We start from the raw sequence: 22,765 nt of genomic DNA on the forward strand, positions 1-22,765 counted from the left end.
AAAATTTCGATATATGTTCTGATTTCCAGAATTAATCATCGAAGAGCATCTATACAATGAAATCATATTTGTTTTGATTATTTTTATATGATTGCGATCACCGTGCCAGCCAATAACCAGCCTTTTTCTGCCCTGCAAGCAGAGCTCCTTCCCCCTGCCAGCCCTCTCAGAACTGCCATTACCGAAGCATACCGCCGATCCGAGCCAGATGCGGTGCAATGGCTGCTCGGCAATGTAAATGCCCATGAGGACCAGCAAAAGAGTGTTGCAGAACTGGCACACCGTCTGGTCAGCAATGTGCGCCAACAACGCACCCGCGCTTCTGGTGTTGATGCCCTGATGCATGAATTTTCACTGTCGTCGGAAGAAGGCGTGGCCCTGATGTGCCTGGCCGAGGCCTTGTTACGCATCCCCGATCATCAAACCGCCGACCGCCTGATTGCCGACAAAATCAGCAAGGGCGACTGGCGCAAACATCTGGGTGAATCACCCTCGCTGTTTGTGAATGCCGCCACCTGGGGCTTGCTGGTGACTGGCAAACTGGTCAGCACAAATAGCGAACAAAGCCTGGGTTCTGCGCTGACACGCCTGATCGCCAAGGGTGGTGAGCCACTGATACGCAAAGGCGTCGATATGGCCATGCGCATGTTGGGCAATCAGTTCGTCACCGGCCAGACCATAGAAGAAGCCCTGAAAAACAGTCAGGACAATGAAAAACGTGGCTACCGCTATTCTTATGACATGCTGGGTGAAGCTGCGCTGACCGCCAGGGACGCGGCCTTCTATTACAAGGCCTATGAAACCGCGATCCATGCGATAGGCAAAGCCTCGAATGGCCGTGGCATCAAGAATGGCCCTGGCATTTCAGTCAAACTGTCTGCCTTGCACCCGCGTTATTCACGCGCCCAGCGTGAACGCACGATGAATGAATTGCTGCCGCTGCTGAAAAAATTGCTGTTGCTGGCCAAGCAATACAATATCGGCCTGAATATCGATGCAGAAGAAACCGACAGGCTGGAATTGTCGCTGGACCTGATGGAAGCACTGGCCTTTGATGCCGACCTCAAAGGTTTTGAAGGCATAGGTTTTGTCGTGCAAGGCTATCAAAAACGTTGCCCTTTCGTTATCGACTATCTGGTCGACCTGGCACGCCGCAGTGGCAGCAAATTCATGGTGCGCCTGGTCAAGGGGGCGTACTGGGATGCGGAAATCAAACGTTCACAAGTCGATGGCATGAGTGGTTTCCCGGTCTACACCCGCAAGGTATATACCGATTTGTCTTACCTGGCTTGTGCACAAAAGCTGCTGGCTGCGACTGATGTGATTTATCCACAGTTTGCCACGCATAACGCCCTGACTTTATCAACCATCTATACCTGGGCACAAAAAGCCGGTATTACTGATTATGAATTCCAGTGCCTGCATGGCATGGGTGAGACCTTGTATGACCAGGTCGTTGGTAAAGACAAACTGGACAAACCTTGCCGCATTTATGCCCCGGTCGGCTCACACCAGACCTTGCTGGCTTACCTGGTACGCCGCCTGCTGGAAAATGGTGCGAACTCTTCCTTCGTCAACCAGATCGTTGATGAAAATGTGTCGATAGAATCCATGCTGGCTGACCCTATCGCGGTTTCGCGTGAACTCGGCGGTGCACCACATGCAGCCATAGCCTTGCCCAAGGATTTGTTTGGCAAGGAAAGAAAGAACTCTGCTGGTCTGGATTTTTCGAATGAGCTGGAACTACAAAAAATCAGCGCCCATTTTGCCGAAAGCAGCCAGCAAAGTTTGACAGCCGCACCTATCCTGCATGGCCAGGTATCTGCCACGCAAACACGCCCTGTGAATAACCCTGCCAATCAGCTGGATGTCGTTGGTGAGGTCATCGAAGCCGATGCTCAGGATGTGCAAACAGCCCTGCATGCGGCCGAACAATATGCGATGGACTGGCAAACCACAGCGCCGGTAGAACGCGCCACCGTCCTCAAAAAAGCCGCTGATTTGCTGGAAGCGCAAACCCTGGATTTCATGGCGCTGGCAATACGTGAAGCAGGTAAATCTTTGCCAAATGCTCTGGCAGAAGTGCGCGAAGCAGTAGACTTTTTGCGCTATTACGCCGCCCAGGTAGAGAGCCAGGCAAATACCCAGGCACTGGGCCCGGTAGTCTGTATCAGCCCATGGAATTTCCCGCTGGCCATCTTCATCGGTGAAGTCAGTGCCGCGCTGGCTGCTGGTAACGTGGTGCTGGCTAAACCGGCAGAGCAAACCCCGCTGATTGCCTATCGCGCCATACAACTGATGCATGAAGCTGGTGTGCCACGTGGTGCCCTGCAATTCTTGCCAGGTACGGGTGAAGTCGTTGGCGCGCAGCTGGTGGCTGATCACCGCGTCAAGGGCGTGATCTTTACTGGCTCCACCGAAGTCGCACAAATCATCAACCGCACACTGGCGAAACGTGCGGTGGCGGAAGGTATCGATATCCCGCTGATTGCAGAAACCGGTGGCCAGAATGCCATGATCGTCGATAGTAGCGCCTTGCCTGAACAAGTCGTCAATGATGTCTTGTCCTCAGCTTTCGACAGCGCCGGCCAGCGTTGCTCGGCCCTGCGCGTGCTGTGTCTGCAAGAAGACATCGCAGACAAGACCATAGAAATGCTGCACGGTGCCATGCAGGAATTGCGCATAGGCCAGCCAGACCGCCTGGCCATCGATATCGGCCCTGTCATCGATGCCGAAGCGCAAAACAACCTGATGAACCATATCAATGGCATGCGTGGCAAGGCCAGGTCCTTCTATACCCTGGATCTGGCAGCCAACTGCCGCGCCGGTACCTTTGTTGCGCCTACCGTCATAGAAATCGCTAATCTCGACGATCTGAAAAAAGAAGTCTTCGGCCCTGTACTGCATGTCCTGCGTTACAAGCGCAATGACTTGCCTGCATTGATAGACCAGATCAATGGCACCGGTTTTGGCCTGACGCTGGGCATCCATACCCGCATTGATGAAACCATTGATTTCATCATTTCCCGCGCCCACGTGGGCAATATCTATGTGAATCGCAATATCGTTGGTGCAGTAGTGGGTGTGCAGCCTTTTGGTGGTGAAGGCAAATCCGGTACCGGCCCCAAAGCTGGTGGCCCGCTGTATCTGAAGCGCCTGCAACGCACTCCTGTCACTGGCCTGGGTGGACATACCGTATACGAACGCCAGTCACCACCAGCGCTGGAAGCTTTGCTGGTCTGGGCACAAAAACAGGGTCATCAAAAGATCGCCGAACTCGGTGAGCACTATGCCCACAACAGCCCTTACAAAGTGACCCAGGTTTTGCCTGGTCCGACAGGTGAGCGCAATACCCTGTCATTTGCGCCACGTGGCCGCATCTTTTGCGCGGCAACAACAGTCAATTGCATCATCAACCAACTGGCGGCAACGCTAGCCACTGGCAACCTGCCAGTACTGCCTGCACAAACCATGGCTATCCTGCCTGCCGGTTTGCCAGCCGAAGTCAGCAAACTCATCATTGCTGCCGAAGCAGAAAAATGCGGTGCCCAACTGGCCCTGGTGGAAGGCGGCTTGCTGTCGCATTACAAACTCTTGTTTGCAGGTCTGGATGACGCTATCGTCTCCGTTGTCGAAACCCATGACCATGCAGAAATACCCTTGTGGCGTCTGATGGCTGAACGGGCACTCTGTGTGAATACCACCGCTGCCGGCGGCAATGCGAGTTTGATGACACTGGCGACCTGATCGTTTTCTGTACTGTCACTGTAAAGAAAAAGCTCCTGATCTCAGGAGCTTTTTTTATCTGCAGCGCCAATAAAATCCGTTGGCGTCAGCATCGTGACCTGACGGAAGGCACATGAAAATGAAGCTGTACTGGCAAAACCTAATTCTGAAGCTACCTGCGCAATCGCTACTCCCCGGGCTAGTCTGTCCATCGCGAGCACGATACGCGCCCGCTGCCGCCAAAGCTTGAAAGTGAGCCCGGTTTCGGCCTGGAACACACGGCTCAAGGTGCGCACTGAGGTAGCGGCGCGTGAGGCTATTTCATTCACACTCAATTGGTTACGACGGTCGCCAAAAGCGACATTGGCAATGCGCCGTCCAACGGCGCTCTTTGGCAGAGGAAGAAACGTAGGCGCATGCTCTATTTCAGTCAGTTCGTGCAGCATCAACCTGACGACAAGTTCGCTCTTGTCCGCTGTGGTATTGGCTGCAAAAGCGGTGTCAAGGAGGGTGCGCATGAGCGGGGTTATCCGCAATGCAAATGCGCGCTCCAGCGGTATTGGCGGCGCCCAGGCTTTTATGATGGATAGTTCCCAGTGCACCATCCAGAGTTCGGCATCCGTCAGCACCTCGACATGGTGCTCAACTCCTGCCGGTATCCACACTGCAAGCTGGCTGGGCACGAGCCAGCGCCCCTCTACTGTATGTACTTGTACCATCCCCGAGGCGGCGAAGGTCAGCTGCGCCTGTCCATGGGAATGCATGGGTTCGCCGCCGCCCTGCAATTTGACGCCTCGGTGAAGACTAAAGGATGCTTGCTGCAAATTGGCCTTTCAGCGATGCATGCTGGCATCACATCGTAAAGCCCTTAGCCTATCATGGCTGCACCAAGCGGGAACAAATTTAGAACAAATTGAGCCGAGGAATAAAGCATGAACGAAAATATGAGCAAAAACATCAGCGAAAAAATGAGAGCAATCGTGATCAATGAATATGGTGACAATGATGTGGTGAATTGCATAGAGATTGATCGCCCTGAAGTTGGAGATGGTGAGGTTTTGGTGAAAGTGCATGCAGCCGGTATTAATCCGGTAGATTGGAAAATCCGGGATGGTGCGGGTGAGCGTATGGGCATGACTTTGCCCATATATTTGGGCAGCGAATTGAGCGGCACCATCGTAAAGCTGGGCCACGGCGTCACCAGCCTGACGCAAGGAGATGCGGTTTACGGCATTGTCAAATCCGGTGCTTTTGCTGACTATGCCGTGGTCAAGGCAGCCGATATGGTCATTAAACCTGCGCAGCTTGATTTCATTCATGCGGCGGCCGTTCCTCTTGCGTCCCTGACTGCATGGCAGGCAATGTTCGATCTGGCAAAACTCACCAGCGGACAACGCCTGTTGATTACCGGCGGTTCTGGCGGTGTTGGTTCCATGGCGATCCAGCTGGCCAAGGCTGCAGGCGCACATGTGACAGCCATGGCTTCGCAACGCAACGAGGAATTTGTTCGCAGCCTGGGTGCGGATGCTTTTATCGACTACACTGCACAAGCATTCGAGCGGGTAGTGCGGGACATCGATGTGGTTTTCGACACTGTTGGTGGTGATACTTTTAAGCGGGCATTTTCTACGCTTAAAAAAGGAGGTTTTTTAGTCACCTCGGTAGCCTTCCCTAAAGACGAAAACGTGCAACATGATGTAAGCGTAGCGCGGGTACAGTGCAAGCCTGACTCAGGACAGCTTGAGTCCATCAGCAAATTGCTTGCAGCAGTTAAATTAAAGGCATATGTGGAGACCGTCTTGCCACTAGTCAAAATCAAGGAAGCTTTTGAACTTTCCGCGAGCGGACGTACCCGCGGTAAAATTGTACTGGACCTTAATGCGTGATTCATATTTTCATGAGCAAACCCCGGACTCCTCCTATTTCTTCAAGAAAGCGGCCCCAGCAAAGTCGCTCGGCTGATCTGGTCGCAACCATACTGGAAGCGGCCCTCCAGGTTTTACAGCGCGAAGGCGCACAAAAATTTACCACGGCGCGGGTAGCAGAAAGAGCCGGCGTCAGCGTGGGTTCTGTGTATCAGTATTTCCCCAACAAGGCGGCCATTCTGTTTCGCCTGCAAAGTGATGAATGGCGGCAGACTGGCGGCATGTTGCGCGAGATATTGCAGGATACCCAGCAGGCACCGCTGGAGCGCTTACGTAGCCTGGTCCATGCTTTCATTCGTTCAGAATGTGAAGAAGCACAGATGCGCAACGCCCTGACCGATATCGCCCCGCAGTATAACGATGATCCTGAAGCACAGGAAGCATGGCAATACTGGGACCAGACCATGCAGGTATTTATTGAAGAATTGCTGCCCACGGCAACAGCAGCAACACGTTCCATCGTTGAAGAACTGATTTCCACCACGCTCAGCAGTGCCGGTGAACATGTGTCGACAAATGGCTATCCAACTGACAGAATAGATGACTATGCGGATGCCATGGCAGATATGTTTTGTGTTTACCTGAGCAGCGTCAAAAGCAAAAAGGAAATTGATCAGGCTTCATGAACGCCTGATCAATTGATGTAGTACCCATGTCGCGGTGTGCGAATGGTGCACCCTACAAAATTTAAACACCTTATGCACTTGCAGATGCTTTGCCCAGCAAACGCACAGCCACCAGTAAAGACATAGCCACAGCTACGCTGGCTGCCAGGAAAACAGCATCCACACCCCAATGCCCGGCGATAAAACCTGCCAATGGACTGACTATGCCCAGCGACATATCAAGAAAAGCGACATAGGCACCCATGGCAACGCTGCGGCTTTGCGGTGGAGCACGGCGCGCAGCTTCTACACCGAAACCGGGGAAGGCCAGTGAATAGCCAAAGCCTGTCAAAGCAACGCCTATGTATGCCATGCTGGCCGTATCAGCCCACCAGATCAACAGTAGCCCTGCAGCTTCTATCACGACATTGACGAGTGCGACCCTGGCACCACCAAGCTTGTCTGGCAAATGACCAAATAATATCCTGGCACCGATGAAAGCTACACCAAAGAAGGTAAATGCAAGCGAAGAATTACCCCAGTTTTTTGCTGCAAACAACAAGGCAGAAAAAGCCGTGATCACACCAAAACCTATACTGGCCAGTGCCAGGCCCAGGCCGGGTACCATGACTGTACTCAATACCTTGTAAAAAGGCATGCGGGTAGTAGCTGTCGGTGGGATAGAAGGTATATATAAAGCTACCAGCAACGCCACTACCGGCATGCAGATAGTCGCAATGCCTATGCCTGCAAATCCCAATTGCGCATGGATGGTCACACCTGCCGGTGCACCGAAGGCAAATGCACCGTAGATCGCGATGCCTACCCAGGCCATGACCTTGCCTGCATTTTGCGGCCCGACCAGGCCTATGCCCCAGCCCAGGGCTCCGGTAACCATGAGGCTCTCACCTATGGCCAGCAAGACACGGCCAGCCAGCAATATCCAAACCGATACCACCGGTGTAGTAACAAAGGGCAGGGATGCCAGATACACCAGGCCAGAGCTGGCAATAATCACAGCGCCCGTGAGTACTGCACGTTTGGTACCACGCATATCGGCAAAATTGCCAGCCCAGGCGCGTGACAGCAGGGCGACGGTAAATTGTGCACCGATGACCAGGCCTACGACCAGGGTACTCATGCCCAGACTGTTATGCAGGTATAAGGGCAATACGGGCAGCTGCATACCCATGGTCAGAAAGCCGATAAAAACGGCCAGTGTCAGCGGCAGCAATTTCAGAAAAACACTGCCACCAGCGGCTGCGGGTGCTGCAGACAATGGTGGCGAAGATTGAGAAGATAAAGACATAAAAAACTCCAGACATAATCGTGTGATTGATGCTGGATATGATAAAAGTCTTCGTCCTGGTCGAATAGTCGCGTAATTTTAGCAACATGAAACTACCTTGCGAGCCAGGCAGGACGTGGCTTTGCGAGTTTTTCAGATTCTTATTTTTTAACAGGTGGCGCTAAGTATTCGCGTTTTAAATGGATGCAGAGATGCTCGCTTGTGTAACGGGAAATTAAATTTTTATCGATTATTGATCGCTTTCATAAAAATAATTTCTATCTTTCTCTAACAGGCTGTCTATGATTTCCAGCTTGTCTTGCGACAGTTTTTGTAAGTCTTCACGTTTGACCAGGTTTTGAAAAACGAGTTGAGCCAGCAATAATGGTAATCGTGAATAACGATAATCATACTTTGCATCTATTCTCTTCCTGGCTTTCTGTAGATAGGCCTCTATTTCCCATAACTCATCCGGAGAGTTGACAGCATTGGCAAGTTCTTTAAATCTCGCCGTGATCGCTGCCAATTCTTTTTGTAATGCGTTGTCATACGCCGCCCGTGCGACTTTCTTTTCTGTATCTGACCACTTGAAATCGTGCATAAGAAAACCTATAGACAATAATAAGCTGTGGATAAGTTTGGCTATTTAAATTTAACGCGGAATTTATAGTTTCTGTTTTAATTCTATCGCTTCAATCGCATCACATAAAGAATCTGCATGGCCAGTTTGATTGAATTTCTGAGCAAGGATTGCGCAATTGGTTTTGATTGATGCAGAGCCCAGCAGTTGTGACAGGCTGTGCGTCAATTTTCCAGCAGTCAGACGCGACATGCGCAGAAAATCACCTGCACCCAGATTTTGTACACGCGCAGCATTGTCGAACTGGTCAAATGCCAGCGGCGTCAGCAATTGCGGTATGCCTGCTCTTAGCGCTTCTGCCGTCGTACCTATGCCGCCATGGTGTATCAGGGCTGATGCACGCGGCAAGATGCTGCGCAATGGCAGATAACTTTGCCAGAGTATATCAGCCGGCAGGACAGAGGCGATCTGCTCACGGTGAGTACTCAGGAATATCGCCCGCAAACCCAGTTTTTGCACTGCCTGCTGTGCACATTCAAAATAATGACTTGCCTGTATGTTCCCTGAACCTGGGGTAAAAATGGCAGGTGCAGGCCCTGAGGCCAGAAATTCTTCGAGCTCTGTGGATAAGTCTGTAGCCGGACTGCTGTCATAGAGCTGGAATTCTCCCATTGCCATAGTTGTCGGCCAGTCTGGCTGTACTGCGGCAAACCATGCAGGGAAAAAACTGATACTCAGGTCTGGTACTTCATACATATACGGTGCGAGGCTGGTAATCGGTGGCAGATTCCTCGCCAACCTGGCCTGATTGACCATAGGTACAGCTACCGGATCAACAAAATTTTTATCTGCGTAAGCCCAAAGCCAGTGACGCATCCATACCGGCAACCAGCGCGGTATGAATAAATCCCCCATGACCAGGGGATCATGCACAGTTCTTAAATTGGATGGCGCCAGATAAGCTGCGACGATGGGAATATCCGGACGGAAGCTGCGCACCAGGTCTGCTGCTGCCAGACCAAGAGGGTGGCTGATCAATACACAATCCTGATCGGATGGCAGGGTAGCAAAGTAATCAGGTATTTCTTTAAATACGCATTTGCATGAGGCAAGTACTACCGCCATGCCTGTGCGTGTATTCCACATATCTGGATTATGCAAGGCAGCGTCATAGTCTTCTTGCCTGCCCAGCACTTCATAGGCAATCCCGGCCATCTCTGCATGCCGGGCATGTACCGGGGACACTAGCATGGTGACTTTGTGCCCGCGTCTCTGCATTTCAGTAGCCAGACTCAGAAAAGGGAAGATATCCCCAAGAGTGCCCATGCCCAGGAAAATGAAATGCCTGGTGTCAGTCATTGCGCCCTTGCTCGTGCTGTTTTATTTTTGTAAGCAGGGCACATTTCATAAAAATTACTAAAATCCGTTAATTTCTCTTATTTGTATCTAAAACATAAAAAAAATTTCTGCAATTTATTTATTTTTTTCCAGCTCACGGAATTCTTCTGCCATTTTTTTGGACGCTTCCATCATTTTGTCCATCATGGGAGTGATCACTTTTTGCATTGCTCCCATGCTTTGCTGAACGATGACTGGAATTTTGCTGACATAAGCTTTGCCTGCCGGGGATCTGTAAAAAACAGCTATCCCGTCGACTTCTTCCTGACTCAGGGAATTTGAATAGATTTCAATAAAAATCGGTTCGAGTTTTTCCCATGTCATCTCTGACTTGTGGATATCTATGACTTTATCCCGAAACTTATCCAAGATTTTTTGCTGGTCAGCATTGATAGCTTGGTCTTTCAGGACAGCTTTCATCATGTTTTTCATGACGGCATCCATCTGCGCTTCGGTACTTTTCAGGATTTGCTGACTATTCGTCAATACCAGCAATTCCTTGACGGAGGCTTCAGTCGGTTTTTCTGCATGGGCAGCAGAGCAAGCCAGCACGGCTGAAAATAGTAAACCTGACCATAGTTTCATGGTGTTTTGTCCCTGAGGATTGAATGAGTAACGGATTCTACGACAGTTTTTTGCTTTTGTTTTTTTGCGTTTTTTGAGCTGTGGATACCTTTAACTTGAATAACTTTATATAAAAATAGTAATAGTTGTTAACGCAGGCATGTTGCTGTGGATAAGTCGGTAAACATCCACAGGATCAAGCGCTTAGGCAAATGATAAGGCGGTGATAAAAGTCTGTATATCCACAGGACAAAATCTGAACAGTAAACCTGCTGATCAGTGAATTCGGAGTTACACACAATAGATGCAGTGGATATCAGCAGACTTATCCACAAAGATTTTTTTAGAAATGTTGTTTTTCAACGTAAATTTTCAAAAGAAAGCTGATTTACAGCGCTGCAAGGAAGAATTTCAGGAAAAAAGTAGGTCGATGATCTCTTGCAAAGTCATGGACTGCGTTTTTTAAAGCAAGGCAATTTTCAAAACTTGAATTTGTCTGCAATAAAAAAAATGTGATGCCCTATTTTTTGGAGGCCAGGTTTTTTATGAAAAGTGTCTGGTGTTGACCAGCTGCTTTTTTTGAAAGATCGAATTGTAAATATCAAATTCCAAATTTTTTAATCAGGCGTTTTTTATTTGCATCAAAACCAGGTCTTTCAGAAAAAGTTTCCAGGGTTTTCCGAAAAGGGTTTAATTAAATAATTAGTTTATATATACATAGTAATAGTAGTTAACGTCGCGATTTTTTGTGGATAAGTCTTAATTTGTCCACAGAAACAAGCACTTAGTTCATGTATAGATGCACTGATAAGTCCTGTATGAAAAAAGGACGGTTTTGGGATAAGAAAAACCTCAGTCAGACTTTTCGTGGTTTTGCACAGTTCGTCCTGTGGATATGCATAGGCTTATCCACAGGAAAAACATGTCTGTTTTTATATTTTTTACTTAAATCCCGTCCGCTTTTTTTAGGATTGCTGGCGCAAAAGTCCTGAGTAAACGGGCAAAAAGCGCAGTACTTTGTACTGCAGTTGTGGATAAGTGGCGGTTATAGATGGCGGTATATTCCAGTTGGGGCATGCCACCGCGTGCCCGTTTGAACTGGCTGGCACCTGAGCTGTAATGCAGTTTCAGCTTCTTGTCTCTGGCTGTTTTGAGTAATAAAGCCATCAATCTCCTATACAAACCCAGTTCTTTAGGCAGGCTGGTGTCATAACCTATCAAAGGTGTAGTCAGCCAGCCATTTTCCTGGTGGGTATAAATACCGAGCACACCGACCAGGCGGCCTTGCCAGCGCAATGCATGCATTTCCAGAAACTGGGTTTCCAGACAAAGCTCAAAGAAAGCGGCTGTGAAGTCTGGGTTCAGGTAAGAGTGTTTGTCGATGAAGAGCTGGCGGTAGAGTTGTTGCAAGACAGCGATATCCTGCATTTGCAAGTGTTCATGTGTCAGTACTTCTACTTCAGGATGATCGAGCAGGCGGGCATCCTGTTTCACATGATTGTGTTTCCAGACGCTGGTTTGTTGTGGATCGCACAGGTAGATCATGCGGCTGGGTAGTAATTGCCAGCCGGTAGCAAGCAGGCTGGCAGCCAGTTCAGGGTTTACCTGTGGACAGATATTGCGCATCATCAGTGGGCGCTGTGGATAAGTGCTTAGCAGCTTGTCGGTAGTTTGATTGATGTCATCTGCTGACCAGTCTGCGTACAAATTGGTGGAAACCAGGTGATTGGCAATAATCGCTGCCTGGTCCAGTTTACTGGCTTTGAACAGCGCAGAAAGTGGCCCAAGGATGGGACAACTAAGTAGTTTGATCGCTTGTGCCTTGGCTGGACTTGCGCCGCGCAGCAGCTCCTGGCGTGGATAACGCAACCAGGTTGAACGTGGACTGGCAACATAGCTTTCTTGCCAGTTGCTGCTGTCCAGCAAACTCACGGGCTGGCTTTGTCCGGCAATTTCTATGGCCTGGATGTCGCAAGTGGCATTGTGCAGCCAGTGCCGGCCACCGCGCGAACGCGCAGTCAGCAGCCACAGCGCATCTGCCACCACGCGTGGCGGTAAAGAGGTATGCAATTTACTGATTACATCTTGGTATATAGGTGCATGCCGCCATAGATGGCAGAGCGGTCAGTGGCATACAGGGCACGGTTATGCGCAACATCGGTATGCCAGACGGCCAGTATGTCTGCCGGTAACTTGGCTTCCAGCGGTGATTCGCTGCCACCGGTGCGGAATACCACTTTGGCTCCAGGTGCTGCAGTGCGCGTCACTTCTTGCCAGAGTTCTGTCAATTGTTGCTCATCCATCCAGTCCTGTGCATCAAGGAAGAGATAAGCATCCATGGACGCCCGTGGCTGGCCACGCAAAAAATCAGTCAGGGTTTGATGATGCGGATGCAGCCTGTCTATATTGCGGCGCAGGGTATGGAAATGCTCCTGTTGCAGATACATGGGCAGGGCAGCCTGTTTTTTGGTGTCATAACGGCGGCCAAATGCCTGTTGGGCAAAACAGTTTTCTGCCAGAGGGAAATCACAGGCCAGATGACGCATTCTTTCCTTGAACAAGAGATGCAGGCCGTTTTTGGCATCGTGTTTCAGTTCAGCAAATTGCGATGGCGGTATGCCCAGGCTATACAGGGCCAGCGGCTGGCTGGCGATGAGGCGGAATAAGCGCGTCTCGAATACTGGCGCGACATATTGCTCGAACATTTGTGCCTGTTCCTGCAGGTTGTTAGCCTGCATGAGCTTGCTCATGTCGCCACCCATCATGCGCACAAAGAAATGCGCAAAGCCGATGAAGTTACCCAGCAAGCCATGCTGATAAGCCTGGTTGGTAAAATAATGGTAGCGTGGTTTGCCTGACAAAGAGCGACTTTCCCAGAAGTTGCTGGCATCGTCTGACAATTGACTGCGTATATGACGCTTGTAGCGCTTCAGGTTATCTGGCTTGTCGGCATTACCCAGAAATGCCAGCACCGCATCATAGTCCGGCAAGTGCCTGATGGCAGTTTGCTTGATATTCAACATCGCCAGGTGTGCTGCATTCAAATCCACGGCATGCACTGCAGCCGGTTCAGCGGACAAATAAGCCAGGGCATTGCAGCCGCCGGAAGAAATGGTCAGGATATTCGCGCCTGGTTTCAGTTGCAGGGCATTCAGGTCAGCTTGTGGATCTTCCCAGATCTGGGCATACACAAGGCGGCTGAACCAGTGGGCAAACAATTTGTCTGCCAGGCCCTTGCGGCCAGACGTGGTGGAATTGAAAACGGCATTGTCTATCAAGGCTTTGCTGGACATGCTGGTCTCCGCTTATGGTTGTAGGTTAAGGGAGACTTTAGGATGCAGAGGTGACAGGCTGGTGACAGATTGATGAAGATTATGTGAAAAACGTATAAGGACTTATAAAAACTCGCCCCAACTGCGTTGCAGCTCCTAGCCGTACTAAAGTACTGTCTTCGTCGCTACGCCTTGCTGGGACGAGTTTGTATAAGTCCCCTTTTTTAGTCTTTTTTCTTATTTAAATTCAGCGCTCAACTACCCCGCTCTGTGGATAAACGGCGGCGTCTGGCTTTGATGAACATCAGTAACTGATAAGCGAAATACAGCGAGGCCAGTACTGGCATGGAGGCGACCAGTATCCACAGGCCACCTGCCAGGGGGACCGGGCCTGACCATACCAGGATAGGTACATCAGGTTTATTGCTTTTTTCAGTGGCGGCTTGCTTGGGTGTGTCTATCTGTACACCAGAATTTTGCTTGGGCAAATCTTCTGGTGCGACGACGAACACCGCCTGCGTGCTTGGCGCTGCTTTGGCCGGGGCCGAAGTATTGCCAGCTGCTGCTGCAAAAACAGGGGAAACTGGCAGTGCGGTCAGCATCTGCAATGCCAGTATCAGGACATACTTGAGTTTCATTGATGCAATCAGTCGAAATGCGATGTAGTTTTAGCTACGTGGGCTTTAATTTTTCTCACCGAACTTTTTCAGATTACTTAAGCCAGCTTCAAAATCGGGACCCACCATTTTATCCATAAATGGGGCAAATAGCTTCATCATGAAATTTCCTTCGCTGCTGCCTTCCATTTTCCAGGTGACTTTAGTGCCATCTGGCTGGGCTTCGAGCAGGAAACTGCCTGTCGATGGTTTGCCCATGCCTTCAAAATGCAGCTCATAATCAATTTCACGGAAAGGGCTGGCGTGGCTGAGTTTCATGCCGCCATTGCCTTGTGAAGCGCTTTTCCATTCCCAGGCAGCATTCGTGCCTGATTCCGGGCCAGAAAATTCCATTTTCATATTCGGGTCACGCTGGTTCCAGACTGACCAGTTTTTCCATTCCCTGGGTGTGGCGATCAGGGGGAATATCTTGGCCGGGGTGGAATGTATCTGGACACTGCGGCTGACCTTGTATTCATTTGGCAAGGCATAGGCGATTGCCAGTATCAGGGCGATGGCAATAATCAGTATGCCAGCAGACCATTTGATGATTTTCATTTTTTTTCTCTCTTTTTAGTAAAAATGCCAGCTATAAGCTATAAAGCTGACTGTAAAACAGGCTGTGGATATCTTGTCTTTGGGAGATTTTACTGGTCCTATCTTACTTGTCTTGTCTTAATTGTTTTATCTTACTTTCCCTATGGCGATTTCCCAGTTTTGCATAAGGCTGGCGGCTTCATCGCGGCTCATGGCTGGCGTAAATTGCGTCTCCATTTGCCACTGGTTTGCGCATTCTTCCATACTTTTATATACCCCAGCTCCCAAACCTGCCAGATAAGCTGCGCCCAGGGCCGTGGTTTCTGTGACTTTGGGGCGTATCACCGGTATGCCCAGCAAATCTGCCTGGAATTGCAACAGCATATTATTTGCTGCTGCACCGCCATCGACACGTAATTCCCTGATAGGGAAAACCGCGTCCCTGACCATGGCTTGCAGCAGGGCAGTACTTTGAAAGGCAATCGATTCCAGCGCGGCGCGGGCGATATGCGCGACGGTCGTACCACGGCTCAGGCCGAGGATGGCACCCTTGGCAGAAGGCACCCAGTAAGGCGCCCCAAGGCCGGTGAAGGAAGGGACAAAGACCACGCCACCAGAATCTGGCACGGTGGCGGCCAGTTGTTCCACATCGGTCGAATGCTGTATGGCTTTCAGACCATCCCTGAGCCATTGCACGACTGCTCCGCCGATGAAGACACTACCCTCCAGCGCATATTGGGCGTGAGCATCGGTCTGGCAGGCTGCGGTGCTGATCAGGCCGTTTTGCGAATCTGGACATTGATCACCAGTGTGCATGAGCATGAAGCAGCCCGTGCCATAGGTATTTTTGGCCATGCCCGGGGTAAAGCAGGCCTGGCCAAACAAGGCGGCCTGCTGGTCACCGGCAATGCCGGCAATCGGGATGGCGGCACCCAGCAGCTTGCTATGACCAAACTGGTGGCTGGACGGCAAGACTTCTGGCAACAGCTTTTTGGGTATGTCAAACCAGCTCAGTAATTCTTCATCCCACTTGTTGTCGTGGATGTTGTACAGCATGGTGCGCGAGGCATTGCTGACATCGGTGACATGCAGCGCTCCTTCACTGAGTTGCCAGGCCAGCCAGCTGTCGATAGTGCCAAAAGCCAGTTCACCGGCATTTGCACGGCGGCGGGCGTTGGGAACATGATCGAGCAGCCACTTGAGTTTGGTGGCAGAAAAATAGGGGTCAAGTATCAGGCCAGTTTTGGTTTGTATGCGTGGCGCATAGCCTTGCTGACGCAATTCATCGCAATAAGCTTCTGTGCGGCGGTCTTGCCAGACGATGCCATGGTATAGCGGCTGGCCAGTTTTCCTGTCCCATAGCACCGTGGTTTCGCGCTGGTTGGTAATGCCTATGGCGGCGATGTCTTTTGCCTGCAAACCGGCTTTGCTCATGACTTGCTGGCAAGTGGCAAACTGGCTTTGCCAGATTTCCTGGGCGTCATGCTCTACCCAGCCTGGCTGCGGGAAAATCTGGCGGAATTCTTGCTGGGCGGTGGCAATCAATTCACCGCCTTCGTTAAAAATGATGCTGCGTGAGCTGGAAGTGCCCTGGTCTAGTGCAAGCAGATATGTCATAAAAATTCCTGGTGCATCTGGCCCGCCTGTGCGAGTGCCAGAAAAATGCAGAATGAAAAATTTTCAGCCTGATGTTGACGTCTGGTTACAATTTTAGCCATTAGTACAATGGCAAACAGGATTGAATTTGATATAGTAGATTATTGATTTAATATTAAGCAAGAAAGGCAATTCTGTGGCGGGTTTACTTAATTTTTCTTTGACTTTACTGGTGCTGGTGTTTTTTGCTTTTGGCACCATGCGTAAAAGCCGCCGCCTGATCAATCTGTCTTTTTTTGCCATGGTCGCTGCCAGCCTGCTGGGCTGGTACCAGTATATTTTCCCTGCTGGCCTTAGCCTGCTGTTTTATGCAGGAACCCTGGCAACGGTGCTGGCGATCTCGGTATTTTTTTATGCAATTTATTCTTATGAATCTGTCTGGACAGATTTGCAGGAAATCAAAGCCAGTCAGTTGCCCTGAAGGCTAGGCTCCTGCGAATACAAGGTCTTATTTCACGTCCAGCAATTCAATATCAAAGATCAGATAGGCGTTCGGCGGTATCATGCCATTGCCTGCACCGGCAGCACCATAGCCCAGTTCTGGCGGTATGATCAGGGTGCGCTTGCCACCTACCTTCATCCCTGCAACCCCTTGTTCCCAGCCTTTGATGACGCGGCCTGAGCCTATGGTGAAGGAGAAGGCTTGCTGGCCTACAGAGCTGTCAAACTTGTTACCACGCTCTCTGCTGGCAAAAGGATCATGCAACCAGCCCGTGTAATGGACAAACACGGTATTGCCAGGCAGGGCTTCTTTGCCGCTACCGACTTTTTCATCGATTTTAGTCAGCCTGTTGATGACCACGCTGTCAGCAGCTTGTGCCTGGGTCGGTGCAGTCGATAGGATGCCAGCGAACAGGCTGGTGGCGAGCAGGGCGGTAAGACAATTGTATTTCATAGAATTTTCCTTATAGATCAGACTTTACTTCTGAAAACTTTTATTTCTGCAGGTTTTTATTTCTGTTTGGCTGCCGCAATTTTTTTCTCAAAAGCGACATCCAGTTTGCTGGCTTTTTTGGGAGCCTGTTTATGCAGGTTGTTAACATAAACGACAAATTCATCCATTTCCATGGCATCGCTGACGCTGACTGGTAATTCGTCTGGTTGTTCGAGATTAGCCAGGGTCAGCGAAAAGCGGCCATCGGCGAGGCTGACCATGGAATAGGGCGCATTGTTGCTGCGTTCACGCAGGCGATTGACAGCATAGGCGGCCTTGGTTGATCTGGCCATTATTTGACTCCGTATTTGCGCATGATTTTTTCCATGGTGCCGTCATTATCCAGTTCTTTATTGATTTTGTTGTAGAGCTCTATGCGCTGTTTGTCCATGCGGACATTGCATAACATATTGAGCTCTACACTTTTCCATTTGATGGCACGCACAATATCATTGGCAAAGCCTTGCTGCTGGGCAAGGAACATGCCGTGTGACTCTGAGACTATCCAGTAGTTCAGCCGGCCATTCACCAGCAGGCGTGGATTGTCTTCATCCTGGCTCGCAAATTCTATTTTGTAGCCCTGTTCGTTGAGTTGCAAACCTGTGGCGGCATTTTTATAAGAGCCTATTGAATATGGCTTGGCATCTTCAAAATTCTTGAGGATACGGAGATCCATTTTGCGGCCATATAACACCCAATTGTCGTTGACCAGCGGGCCTACCCATTTATATGAATTCTCACGTTCAGGAGTACGGCGAAAGCCAAACAGACAGGTATTGTCATCATTCAGCGTGGAATTCAAACCGCGCGCCAGTGATGTGCTGCTGATGCTGTAATTGTCGCCTGCACGCTTGAGGATTTCCTGTATCTTTTCAGTCAATACACCCTGGATTTCACCGCTCTTGGGCTCGGTATGGGTGAAAGGTGCAAATTCCTGGATAAGCAGTTTGATCGTTTCTGCATGGCTGATGGCAGGAACGATGGCCAGAGATACAAGCAAACTGGATAACAGGAATTTCACGAACGATGTTTCCGAAATAGATGAGTGGTGGGAATATACCGCTGAATTTCCAATAAAGGCAGAAATTTTCTGGTTTTAAGCCCTTGTGTGCGGCTGGGGATACACTCTTGCAAACTTCTATACCCAGATCGTTTTCAACAAGGCAAAACTTGCTGCGATCATGGCTTCATGCTGGCGTTTTTCCTGACAGATGAAACTCAGTTCTGTCGTGATACTGACAGCATCAGCAATCACCAGGCCATGGGCGTGGGCTTCGCGTATTGCAATGGCATCCCGTATCAGGCTCAGGCCAACGCCAGACTTGACCAGATCCAGCATGCTCGGTTCCTGATCTACCAGGGCGACTTTGTTGGGGGCTACCCCAAGCCCGGCAAAAATCTGGCTGAGTAGCCGGTGATGGGCAGACTCTGCCGGTGTCCACAGCCATGGCAAGCTGGCCAGGCTGGCCCAGTCCTGGCCAGCGACCCGGTTTTTCCAGCCTTTGGGTGCCACTACCCGGTAAGTAAATGGCGTCAGCACCTGGCTGTGGCAGGGTGTTTTGCCGTCGTCCGGTGGCTGGCCCAGGTAAAAGCCCACATCCAGCGTACCCGCACGGATTTGTTGCAAGACCGTACCCGACATGCCTTGCTGCAACTTTGTGGATAACTGTGGATAAGTCTCGACCAGGCGTTTCAAAAAAATACCGAGTCGGGTGAACTCCGGGTCCAGTATCGTGCCTATCGCCAGCTCGCCAGAGATGGTGCTGTGCATGCTATGGGCGGCCTGGCGAAATTCGCCCATGCTGGCAATGACTTTTTCTGCATAGGGCAAGAGTTTTGCACCATCGTTGGACAGGCGCATGCCGCTGGCGCTGCGTGTGAATAAACTTAGTTGCAAGCTATCTTGCAGGGACTTGATCTGCAGACTGACGGCGGGCTGGGTCACATGCAATTGTTCTGCTGCCCGCGTCAGGTTACCTTCTTTCGCCACGGCGACAAAGGCACGTAGTTGTATCAAGTCCATTATCAGCAATCCTTATATTGCTATTGATAATAACTCATTGGATTTAGCAGGGCGAGTGAATTAATCTCTATGCCACCGCAGAAAAAATTTCACATTACCTCTAAGGTTTACTTATGACATCCACAATCGCGCATTATATGAATGGCCAGGCTTATGCTTCTGCCAGTGGCCGCCAGCAAGATGTATTCAACCCTGCTACTGGCGAAGTGACAGGCAGTGTAGCCCTCGCCAGCCCGGAAGAAGTTGAGGCTGTCATCGCCGCTGCCAAGGCTGCTGCACCTGCCTGGGCAGAAACTGCGCCGCTGAAACGCGCCCGTGTGATGTTCAAGTTCAAGGAATTGCTGGACCAGCATCATAAGGAAATGGCAACCCTGATCACCCGCGAACATGGCAAGGTTTTGTCGGACGCCATGGGTGAAGTCACACGCGGCATAGACATCGTTGAGTTCGCCTGCGGCATGCCGCAACTGTTGAAGTCGCAATTCTCGGACAATATCGGTGGTGGCATAGACAATTACAACTTGCGTCAACCGCTGGGTGTGACGGCTGGTATTACGCCTTTCAACTTCCCTTTCATGGTGCCGATGTGGATGGCACCGCTGGCGATAGCGACGGGCAATACCTTCATTTTGAAACCGTCCGAGCGCGACCCTTCCTGCTCTTTGCTGATAGCTGACTTGCTCAAAAAAGCCGGTTTGCCGGATGGTGTTTTTAATGTCGTGCAGGGCGATAAAGTGGCTGTTGATGCACTGCTGCAGCACCCGGATGTGTCGGCTATTTCCTTCGTAGGTTCCACCCCTATCGCTGAATACATCTACAGCGAAGGCACGCGCATGGGCAAACGCGTGCAGGCTCTGGGCGGCGCAAAAAATCACCTGGTCGTCATGCCCGACGCCAATCTGGAACAAGCCGTCGATGCCCTGATGGGTGCAGCTTACGGTTCTGCCGGTGAACGTTGCATGGCGATCTCGGTCGCTGTTGCCGTTGGCAATGTAGCTGATAAATTAGTCGAAGCTTTAGTACCACGCGTGCAGGCCTTGAAGATCAAGAACGGCATGGAGTCTGATGCCGAAATGGGCCCGGTAGTGACAGCCCAGCACAAGGCAAAAATCGAATCTTATATCGCTGAAGGCATAGCCGAAGGCGCGCAATTGCTGGTCGATGGCCGTGGCCTTAAAGTGCCTGGTCATGAGTCTGGTTTCTTCCTCGGCGGCTGTTTGTTTGATCATGTCAAAGAGGGCATGAAAATACACCGCGAAGAAATTTTTGGACCTGTCCTGTGCGTAGTCCGCGTCCCTGATTTTGCCTCTGCTGTTGAACTGATCAACCGTCATGAATTTGGTAATGGCGTGTCTTTGTTTACCTCGGACGGTAATACCGCGCGCGAATTCTCACGTCGCATACAAGTCGGCATGGTGGGCATCAATGTGCCTATTCCTGTGCCCATGGCCTGGCATTCTTTTGGCGGCTGGAAGCGTTCTTTATTTGGCGATGTGCATGCCTATGGCGAAGAGGGCATACGCTTTTATACGCGCTATAAATCCATCATGCAGAGGTGGCCGGACAGCATAGATAAAGGGGCGGAGTTTACGATGCCGGTGGCGAAGTAGCGACTGCGTGCTGCTCCTTCTCCTTCAAGGAGAAGGTCGGGATGAGGATGGGGTTCTGTCGATAAACGGCAATCAGATTGTCGTCGCTCCTGCTCAGGCAGGAGTACAGCAGCGTTCGTTGCATACGTTTATAGTTTCGTAGGTTGGGCTACGCTTTATCAGCCCAACATTAGGCTTTTCAAGTATGTATGTTTTTGTTTGCTGAAGTCCAATGACGTTCGTTGCATGCTTGAATCTTTATTAAAGAGATTGCCCTTAGTGGACACAAGCCGGGTCTCGGCCCGGCAGCCGAAATACTTTCTTTGCTTCGCCAAAGAAAGTATTCAAAGAAAGGCGACCGCAGACTCGCCCTTCGGGTGCTTGCGCTACGCTCCAGCATAATTTGTGCGTCACAAAAAATGGGAAAGCTTCGAAACTCGCTGCGCTCAAACAACGAAGCTTTCTGATCCATTTTCCGTGAAGCACAAATTACATCGTCCCAAGCGGATTAAGATCAAAAGCAGAGTCAAAAACAACGTCAATGCGACCTAAATTTAAATTGTGTTAAGGACGTTGATCAACTGGGGTTTTGGGGGTTGCCGTTGTTTTTGAATTTTGCCGTTCCGATGTGTCGATGCCGTTTGTGCGGTACAGAAAATGGAAAAAGAAGGGCCGCTGTCTGAGCGCAGCGAGTTTCGGACCTTCCCATTTTTTGTACCGCACAAACGGGAACCCCCTTCAGGGGGCAGCGACGCCTCGGTCGCCTTTTGGCTTACTTTTCTTGGCGAGACAAGAAAAGTGAGTAGTTGTCGGGCTACCCCCGACCTGCAATCGCAATACAGTGACAGAAGTATGTAAATCGGTTAGCGTACAAAAACTTAATTTATACATGATCAAGAAAGCTCGATTTCCTTATTACCAGCAATTCATATCATTAACTTGACCCGGAGTCGTAAATGCCCAGCCTGCCAACCCTCTGCCCCCACCCCATCATCCAGGCCCCCATGGCCGGTGGCGCCACCACCCCGGAACTGGTGGCCGCAGTGTCCAACGCAGGCGGCCTGGGCTCGCTGGCAGCCCCCTTGCTGACCCCGCTCGCCATTATAGAGCAGGCTGAACACATCAGAAGACTGACGGACAAGCCTTTCGCCATCAACCTGTTCGTACAAACCCGCCCACAAGTTGATTTTGCTGCCCTTGAAGCCGCCAAGCTTTTGCTGCAGCCAGTTTGTGCAGAACTGGGCTGGGACAACTTGCCGACCCCAACCCGCTGGTGTGAAGACTTTGAAGCCCAGCTTGATGCCCTGATCACGGCCCGCCCTGCGGTCGCCAGTTTTACCTTTGATGTGCTGCATGGCAGCCAGTTACAACGCCTGCACGACGCGGGAATAAAAGTGGTGGGTACTGCCACCAACTTGCAGGAAGCCATAGTCTGGCAAGCCATGGGAGCGGATGCTGTCTGCCTGCAAGGGGTGGAGGCGGGTGGTCACCGTGGGACTTTCATTGGTGCACAAAAAGAATCGACTCTGGGCCTGTTCGCCTTGCTGGAAGCCTGCAAGCCGCATATGCAGGTGCCCATCATTGCCGCTGGCGGCATCATGGATGGCAGGCAGATCAAACAAATGCTGCAGGCTGGTGCGCAGATGGTGCAGATGGGTACTGCCTTCCTGACGACAAAGGAATCAGCGATACACCCAGCTTACAAGCAACGTTTGCTGGACAGTAGTAGCGATACGACACGCCAGACCCGTGCTTTTTCTGGCCGTATTGCACGTGGCCTAGACAATCATTTCATGCAAACCATGGATGCCGTGGCTGACAAAGTTCCCGCCTATCCTATACAAAACGCACTGACAGGGTCCATACGCGCAGCGGCAGGCAAGGCTGCGAATACTGAACTGATGTCGATGTGGGCCGGACAGGGCATGGCTGCAGTGAGAGATTTGAGTGTGGCAGAGCTGATGGCTGCATTAATTGCAGAAATGCAGGCTTAATAAACAACAAGGAATTGG

The 22,765-nt window shown here is 50.7% G+C and carries 20 protein-coding genes; 6 read left to right on the forward strand and 14 right to left on the reverse strand.

The window, feature by feature from the left end; genetic code table 11:
* Nucleotides 1–87: 87 nt before the first annotated feature.
* Nucleotides 88–3,747 (forward strand): trifunctional transcriptional regulator/proline dehydrogenase/L-glutamate gamma-semialdehyde dehydrogenase, encoded by a 3,660-nt coding sequence (gene putA, locus ACO0LI_RS16605; protein WP_423033837.1) that lies wholly within the window; start codon nt 88–90, stop codon nt 3,745–3,747.
* A gap of 41 nt (nt 3,748–3,788) precedes the next feature.
* Here the strand turns inward: putA and ACO0LI_RS16610 are convergent, their stop codons facing one another.
* Nucleotides 3,789–4,445: an AraC family transcriptional regulator gene (locus ACO0LI_RS16610; RefSeq protein WP_423033839.1), complete on the reverse strand. Its 657-nt coding sequence runs from the start codon at nt 4,443–4,445 to the stop codon at nt 3,789–3,791.
* 213 nt (nt 4,446–4,658) lie between these two features.
* On the opposite strand from ACO0LI_RS16610, the gene ACO0LI_RS16615 reads away from it, so the two are divergent.
* Nucleotides 4,659–5,612, forward strand: coding sequence for an NADP-dependent oxidoreductase (locus tag ACO0LI_RS16615; protein WP_423033841.1), 954 nt, complete (start codon nt 4,659–4,661; stop codon nt 5,610–5,612).
* Nucleotides 5,613–5,623: 11 nt separating this feature from the next.
* On the forward strand, nt 5,624–6,277 hold the full coding sequence (locus ACO0LI_RS16620; RefSeq protein ID WP_422951711.1) for a TetR family transcriptional regulator: 654 nt from the start codon (nt 5,624–5,626) through the stop codon (nt 6,275–6,277).
* 70 nt (nt 6,278–6,347) lie between these two features.
* Here the strand turns inward: ACO0LI_RS16620 and ACO0LI_RS16625 are convergent, their stop codons facing one another.
* The 9 genes from ACO0LI_RS16625 to glpK form a co-directional block, all read right to left on the reverse strand.
* Entirely contained in the window at nt 6,348–7,565 is a 1,218-nt protein-coding gene (locus tag ACO0LI_RS16625; RefSeq protein ID WP_423033843.1) for an arabinose transporter, read from the reverse strand.
* A 229-nt stretch (nt 7,566–7,794) separates the two neighbouring features.
* Complete coding sequence (locus ACO0LI_RS16630) at nt 7,795–8,145, reverse strand: hypothetical protein (protein WP_423033845.1); 351 nt, start codon at nt 8,143–8,145, stop codon at nt 7,795–7,797.
* A gap of 63 nt (nt 8,146–8,208) precedes the next feature.
* Nucleotides 8,209–9,483 (reverse strand): glycosyltransferase, encoded by a 1,275-nt coding sequence (locus ACO0LI_RS16635; protein ID WP_422951708.1) that lies wholly within the window; start codon nt 9,481–9,483, stop codon nt 8,209–8,211.
* Nucleotides 9,484–9,597: 114 nt separating this feature from the next.
* Nucleotides 9,598–10,107 (reverse strand): DUF2059 domain-containing protein, encoded by a 510-nt coding sequence (locus tag ACO0LI_RS16640; RefSeq protein ID WP_422951707.1) that lies wholly within the window; start codon nt 10,105–10,107, stop codon nt 9,598–9,600.
* A gap of 924 nt (nt 10,108–11,031) precedes the next feature.
* A complete protein-coding gene (locus ACO0LI_RS16645; RefSeq protein WP_423033847.1) occupies nt 11,032–12,156 on the reverse strand; it encodes a hypothetical protein in 1,125 nt (374 codons plus the stop codon).
* An 8-nt stretch (nt 12,157–12,164) separates the two neighbouring features.
* On the reverse strand, nt 12,165–13,379 hold the full coding sequence (locus tag ACO0LI_RS16650) for a DUF3419 family protein (protein ID WP_423033849.1): 1,215 nt from the start codon (nt 13,377–13,379) through the stop codon (nt 12,165–12,167).
* Between the two features lie 233 nt (nt 13,380–13,612).
* Nucleotides 13,613–13,996: a hypothetical protein gene (locus ACO0LI_RS16655; RefSeq protein WP_423033851.1), complete on the reverse strand. Its 384-nt coding sequence runs from the start codon at nt 13,994–13,996 to the stop codon at nt 13,613–13,615.
* A gap of 45 nt (nt 13,997–14,041) precedes the next feature.
* A complete protein-coding gene (locus tag ACO0LI_RS16660; protein WP_423033853.1) occupies nt 14,042–14,572 on the reverse strand; it encodes an SRPBCC family protein in 531 nt (176 codons plus the stop codon).
* A 126-nt stretch (nt 14,573–14,698) separates the two neighbouring features.
* On the reverse strand, nt 14,699–16,168 hold the full coding sequence (glpK, locus tag ACO0LI_RS16665; RefSeq protein ID WP_423033855.1) for a glycerol kinase GlpK: 1,470 nt from the start codon (nt 16,166–16,168) through the stop codon (nt 14,699–14,701).
* Between the two features lie 175 nt (nt 16,169–16,343).
* Between glpK and ACO0LI_RS16670 the strand changes: the two genes are divergently transcribed.
* Nucleotides 16,344–16,628 (forward strand): hypothetical protein, encoded by a 285-nt coding sequence (locus ACO0LI_RS16670; protein ID WP_423033857.1) that lies wholly within the window; start codon nt 16,344–16,346, stop codon nt 16,626–16,628.
* 27 nt (nt 16,629–16,655) lie between these two features.
* On the opposite strand, the gene ACO0LI_RS16675 is transcribed toward ACO0LI_RS16670, so the two are convergent.
* The 4 genes from ACO0LI_RS16675 to ACO0LI_RS16690 form a co-directional block, all read right to left on the reverse strand.
* A complete protein-coding gene (locus tag ACO0LI_RS16675; RefSeq protein ID WP_423033859.1) occupies nt 16,656–17,102 on the reverse strand; it encodes an FKBP-type peptidyl-prolyl cis-trans isomerase in 447 nt (148 codons plus the stop codon).
* 56 nt (nt 17,103–17,158) lie between these two features.
* Nucleotides 17,159–17,434, reverse strand: a complete 276-nt coding sequence (locus tag ACO0LI_RS16680; protein WP_423033861.1) for a hypothetical protein — start codon at nt 17,432–17,434, stop codon at nt 17,159–17,161.
* Nucleotides 17,434–18,162 carry a substrate-binding periplasmic protein gene (locus tag ACO0LI_RS16685; protein ID WP_422951698.1) on the reverse strand — a complete coding sequence of 243 codons (729 nt, stop codon included), beginning with the start codon at nt 18,160–18,162 and terminating at the stop codon, nt 17,434–17,436. Before ACO0LI_RS16685 ends, ACO0LI_RS16680 begins: the two co-directional genes overlap by 1 nt.
* Nucleotides 18,163–18,279: 117 nt before the next feature.
* The gene (locus ACO0LI_RS16690; RefSeq protein WP_423033863.1) at nt 18,280–19,164 is read right to left on the reverse strand and encodes a LysR family transcriptional regulator; all 885 of its coding nucleotides are present in this window, start codon (nt 19,162–19,164) and stop codon (nt 18,280–18,282) included.
* Between the two features lie 113 nt (nt 19,165–19,277).
* On the opposite strand from ACO0LI_RS16690, the gene ACO0LI_RS16695 reads away from it, so the two are divergent.
* Nucleotides 19,278–20,774 carry a CoA-acylating methylmalonate-semialdehyde dehydrogenase gene (locus ACO0LI_RS16695; protein WP_423033865.1) on the forward strand — a complete coding sequence of 499 codons (1,497 nt, stop codon included), beginning with the start codon at nt 19,278–19,280 and terminating at the stop codon, nt 20,772–20,774.
* 935 nt (nt 20,775–21,709) lie between these two features.
* Entirely contained in the window at nt 21,710–22,747 is a 1,038-nt protein-coding gene (locus ACO0LI_RS16700; protein ID WP_423033867.1) for an NAD(P)H-dependent flavin oxidoreductase, read from the forward strand.
* Nucleotides 22,748–22,765: the final 18 nt, after the last annotated feature.

Source organism: Undibacterium sp. Tian12W, from assembly GCF_049339405.1.
In the GTDB taxonomy this organism is placed as follows: domain Bacteria; phylum Pseudomonadota; class Gammaproteobacteria; order Burkholderiales; family Burkholderiaceae_D; genus Undibacterium.

Bases quoted from the DNA above. Each gene is read 5' to 3' on its own strand.
- putA (WP_423033837.1), top strand. From the start codon at position 88: ATGATTGCGATCACCGTGCCAGCCAATAACCAGCCTTTTTCTGCCCTG.
- ACO0LI_RS16610 (WP_423033839.1), bottom strand. From the start codon at position 4,445: ATGGTACAAGTACATACAGTAGAGGGGCGCTGGCTCGTGCCCAGCCAG.
- ACO0LI_RS16615 (WP_423033841.1), top strand. From the start codon at position 4,659: ATGAACGAAAATATGAGCAAAAACATCAGCGAAAAAATGAGAGCAATC.
- ACO0LI_RS16620 (WP_422951711.1), top strand. From the start codon at position 5,624: ATGAGCAAACCCCGGACTCCTCCTATTTCTTCAAGAAAGCGGCCCCAG.
- ACO0LI_RS16625 (WP_423033843.1), bottom strand. From the start codon at position 7,565: ATGTCTTTATCTTCTCAATCTTCGCCACCATTGTCTGCAGCACCCGCA.
- ACO0LI_RS16630 (WP_423033845.1), bottom strand. From the start codon at position 8,145: ATGCACGATTTCAAGTGGTCAGATACAGAAAAGAAAGTCGCACGGGCG.
- ACO0LI_RS16635 (WP_422951708.1), bottom strand. From the start codon at position 9,483: ATGACTGACACCAGGCATTTCATTTTCCTGGGCATGGGCACTCTTGGG.
- ACO0LI_RS16640 (WP_422951707.1), bottom strand. From the start codon at position 10,107: ATGAAACTATGGTCAGGTTTACTATTTTCAGCCGTGCTGGCTTGCTCT.
- ACO0LI_RS16650 (WP_423033849.1), bottom strand. From the start codon at position 13,379: ATGTCCAGCAAAGCCTTGATAGACAATGCCGTTTTCAATTCCACCACG.
- ACO0LI_RS16655 (WP_423033851.1), bottom strand. From the start codon at position 13,996: ATGAAACTCAAGTATGTCCTGATACTGGCATTGCAGATGCTGACCGCA.
- ACO0LI_RS16660 (WP_423033853.1), bottom strand. From the start codon at position 14,572: ATGAAAATCATCAAATGGTCTGCTGGCATACTGATTATTGCCATCGCC.
- glpK (WP_423033855.1), bottom strand. From the start codon at position 16,168: ATGACATATCTGCTTGCACTAGACCAGGGCACTTCCAGCTCACGCAGC.
- ACO0LI_RS16675 (WP_423033859.1), bottom strand. From the start codon at position 17,102: ATGAAATACAATTGTCTTACCGCCCTGCTCGCCACCAGCCTGTTCGCT.
- ACO0LI_RS16680 (WP_423033861.1), bottom strand. From the start codon at position 17,434: ATGGCCAGATCAACCAAGGCCGCCTATGCTGTCAATCGCCTGCGTGAA.
- ACO0LI_RS16690 (WP_423033863.1), bottom strand. From the start codon at position 19,164: ATGGACTTGATACAACTACGTGCCTTTGTCGCCGTGGCGAAAGAAGGT.
- ACO0LI_RS16695 (WP_423033865.1), top strand. From the start codon at position 19,278: ATGACATCCACAATCGCGCATTATATGAATGGCCAGGCTTATGCTTCT.
- ACO0LI_RS16700 (WP_423033867.1), top strand. From the start codon at position 21,710: ATGCCCAGCCTGCCAACCCTCTGCCCCCACCCCATCATCCAGGCCCCC.